Below are 3,050 nucleotides of genomic sequence, written 5' to 3'. Positions count from 1 at the left end.
GCGAGCAGTTCACGCATCACGGTGTCCTTGTGCTGGGTGGAGTTGTCCCACACCAGGACGATCTTCGAGCCGAGCTGCTGGTGAGCGGCGTCTAGCAGGGCTGCGAAGTCCTTCTCCCTGACCCCCTTCTTCTCACTCTTGCGGCCGTGGTGGACGAGCATCCGAAAGACCAGGCGGGTCCGTGTGCCGGGCCGAGTGCACACCATGCCGGCGACTTAGATGCGGCCGGAGCCCTTCCCACTGACTTTCACCACCGGAGAGTGGCTGCGCCGGGACCAGGTGCGGGCTTTCGGCGGCCGCAGGCTCTGGCCCGACTCGTCCTCGAAGCACAGCCACGCGTTCTGGTCCCTCACCGTCTTTCCACGTGCGGCCAGACCTCCCTCACCCAGGTCGCCACCGCGGTCTCGTCCCGCTCGGCGGCGCGGCGTACCGGGACCTGCACCGAGAAGCCCATCTGGTGGAGGATCCTCCAGATCTGTGCGTCGCTGAAGCGGACATGGAAACGCCGCGCGACCAGGACCGCTACCCGCGCTGTCGTCCACCGCTGGTCCTCCGCCCAGCCGTGCCCGGCCGGCCCCTGCTCCAGAGCCTGGGCCAGCCATGCCCGCCAGGCGGGTTTCATCCGCGACGGCCGGCCCGAAGGCCCCTTCGAACGCAGCGACTCCACACCACCCTCCCGCCACAGGGCATACCAGGCATAAACCGACTTCCGCGACACCCGTAACCGCCTGGCCACCACCGGCGGCGGAACCTGCTGAGCAAACAACTCAGCAGCCTCAAAACGAACTTGCTCTCTCACGGCCCGTTGCTTCGGAGTCAGGCCACCCCCATCGGAATACCGCACAACTACCGGCATACACCCAAAGACTGATCCACCGTCACCCCGCAGAGAAGACCTCAGAAGCCGGTCACCACCCCGCAGCGCTTCGCCCGCCTCCTACTCACCCGCCCCGAGAACCTGCGCGACAAGGACACCGCACTACTACGGGAACTCACCGAAGCCTGTCCGGAGATGACCGAACTCGCCCGCCTCGTCGGCGAGTTCGCCGGGCTCCTGACCCCAGCCGAGGGCAACGACGCCAAACTCACCGACTGGATCACCGCGGTTCGCGCCGCTGAACTGCCCCACCTGCACTCCTTCGCGAACGGCCTCGAGCTCGACCGCGCCGCCGTCGACGCCGGACTCACCCTCCCGTACCACAACGGCCGCACCGAGGGCGTCAACACCCGCACGAAGAAGATCATGAGGCAGATGCACGGCCGCGCCGGCTTCCCGCTCCTACGCCAGCGGATCCTGCTTCAGTGATCAACACGAAGCGTTACCGCCGATTACGGGCCAGAGCCTGATTCCTTACACAGCCCGCAGACCGCCATGATCTCCAACTGAAAGGTTGGGGCGTGTACGAGGGGGCGCGGTGTGTGGGTGGGGTCAGAAGTCGTTCAGGAAGTCGTCGGGGTTGACGATGCGCGCGAGGTAGTACGCCGGTCGTCCCTTGGGGGTTTGGGTGTCGTGGTATTCGATCATGCCGAGGTTGTCCGGCATGGGATGCAGGTAGGCGCCGGGGACGCCGGGAATAGGCAACGCGTCGGGCGGCATGATGCCGAGTTCCAGCGCTTCGATCAGTGCGGCCATGACCACGCTGACGGCATTGAGCAGGCCAACCGGCGTCTTGGGGCCGATGGCCTGTTGCATGACCGGGGACAGGATGAGCGGGTCTTCGTCGTCGGGGCCGCTGTAGTCGTACGGGGCGCCGTTGTCGGTCAACGGTTGTCCTGTTGCTCACGCAGGACGGCGGCAGCGCTGCGCCCGGGTGCGGTTCCGGCCTTGACGGCAGCGGCGGTGTGGGCGGTGGCAGGGTCGGCGGCGACCTGGACGAGGGTCCACCAACGGCGCAGGACGGTGCCGATGCGGTCGTCTGTGGCTTCGCCCATCTGCCGGTAGAACTCCATGCGTTGTGCAGGCGGGAGGGCAGCGGCGACGGCGTCTTGCGTGCGGGGGATGCGGCCGGCTGCGGGGTGTACGGGCTGAGCGGTCATTTCGGGGGCGGTCCCTTCGCGGGGGTCGTGGTACGAGTCAGGCTGCTGCCGTGGTGGGTGCGGCGTAGGCGCGTCGTACGGGTTCGGGGACACCCTTGAGGGCGCGGAGCTGGCTGCCAGAGGGGTCGTACCGGTAGACGACGAGCGGGACACCGGAGGAGTTGGCGAGGGCGGCGTACCGCGTTCCGGTGGGTCCGGTGACCACGCGTGACCTGGTGAGGTCGGGTTCGGTCGCGCCAGCGCTTCGAAGGTAGGCCAGTGCAGCCCGCGCGATGAGTTCGGTGTCTGTGGCCATGTTCCTAACCATACTCCATTGAGTACTACTTAAACCCATGGTCTTTTACTGCCCATTCAAGGGTGTGCAGAGGTGTGCGGGGCGTTATCAAGTTGAGGAGCCGGGGTGCGATGATCTTGGTGGGGGTCGTCGTGGGAGGGACCGGCTCGTGGACAGTGCTGCACCGTCGTACCGGGGGTTCCGGTTCCCGCCGGAGGTCATCGCGCACGCCGTCTGGCTGTACTACCGATTCCCCCTTTCTTACCGCGACGTAGAGGAGCTCCTCTTCGAGCGCGGCATCCAGGTGTCCTACGAGGCGATCCGTCTGTGGTGCGACCGCTTCGGCCCCGCCTGCGCCGCGCGGCTGCGCCGCCGCCAGCCCCGCCCGGGCGACCGGTGGCACCTGGACGAGGTGTTCATCAAGGTCAACGGGAAGATGCGCTATCTGTGGCGGGCCGTGGACCAGGACGGCAACGTCCTGGACATTCTCGTGACCGGCAAGCCGGACACGGCCGCGGCCCGGCGCTTCTTCCGCAAGCTCCTCAAGGAGACGGAATCGGTACCGCGGGTGGTCGTCACCGACATTGAGACTGGAGGTGGCACTGCCCGGGGTCTGACCCGGTCACTGACTGGGGTGTCGTCGGCTTGAGTGGGGTGTCTCGACTGGGATGATTGCCGGGTTTGTTGATCTTCCCGGGTGGGGGCTGGCTGTGGGGACCGAGACGGGCGTGTCGTACAG

Annotated in this window: 3 protein-coding genes and 3 pseudogenes; 2 read left to right on the top strand and 4 right to left on the bottom strand. The window is 67.0% G+C overall.

Annotation, left to right across the window (positions count from 1 at the left end):
• Positions 1-844 (bottom strand): annotated as a pseudogene (locus ACZ7NC_RS45025) (IS630 family transposase); the annotation flags it as partial.
• 57 nt (positions 845-901) lie between these two features.
• On the opposite strand from ACZ7NC_RS45025, the pseudogene ACZ7NC_RS45020 reads away from it, so the two are divergent.
• A pseudogene (locus ACZ7NC_RS45020) lies at positions 902-1,306 on the top strand (transposase); the annotation flags it as partial.
• Between the two features lie 123 nt (positions 1,307-1,429).
• Here ACZ7NC_RS45020 and ACZ7NC_RS45015 read toward each other — a convergent pair.
• The 3 genes from ACZ7NC_RS45015 to ACZ7NC_RS45005 all read right to left on the bottom strand — a co-directional run bounded on the left by ACZ7NC_RS45015 (position 1,430) and on the right by ACZ7NC_RS45005 (position 2,332).
• Positions 1,430-1,765: a hypothetical protein gene (locus ACZ7NC_RS45015; RefSeq protein WP_471498105.1), complete on the bottom strand. Its 336-nt coding sequence runs from the start codon at positions 1,763-1,765 to the stop codon at positions 1,430-1,432.
• On the bottom strand, positions 1,762-1,932 hold the full coding sequence (locus ACZ7NC_RS45010; RefSeq protein ID WP_471498102.1) for a hypothetical protein: 171 nt from the start codon (positions 1,930-1,932) through the stop codon (positions 1,762-1,764). The genes ACZ7NC_RS45015 and ACZ7NC_RS45010 overlap by 4 nt, the downstream gene beginning before the upstream one ends.
• Positions 1,933-2,074: 142 nt before the next feature.
• Positions 2,075-2,332 carry a hypothetical protein gene (locus ACZ7NC_RS45005; RefSeq protein WP_471498098.1) on the bottom strand — a complete coding sequence of 86 codons (258 nt, stop codon included), beginning with the start codon at positions 2,330-2,332 and terminating at the stop codon, positions 2,075-2,077.
• Positions 2,333-2,480: 148 nt separating this feature from the next.
• Between ACZ7NC_RS45005 and ACZ7NC_RS45000 the strand changes: the two are divergent.
• Positions 2,481-2,894, top strand: a pseudogene (locus tag ACZ7NC_RS45000) (IS6 family transposase); the annotation flags it as partial.
• Positions 2,895-3,050: the final 156 nt, after the last annotated feature.

The organism is Streptomyces sp. NPDC111802, from assembly GCF_055634335.1.
This window is presented reverse-complemented; position numbering and strand designations above follow the sequence as displayed.

What these genes read in the sequence shown, in the direction of transcription:
- ACZ7NC_RS45010 (WP_471498102.1), bottom strand. Translation starts at nt 1,932, where the DNA reads ATGGGCGAAGCCACAGACGACCGCATCGGCACCGTCCTGCGCCGTTGG.
- ACZ7NC_RS45005 (WP_471498098.1), bottom strand. Translation starts at nt 2,332, where the DNA reads ATGGCCACAGACACCGAACTCATCGCGCGGGCTGCACTGGCCTACCTT.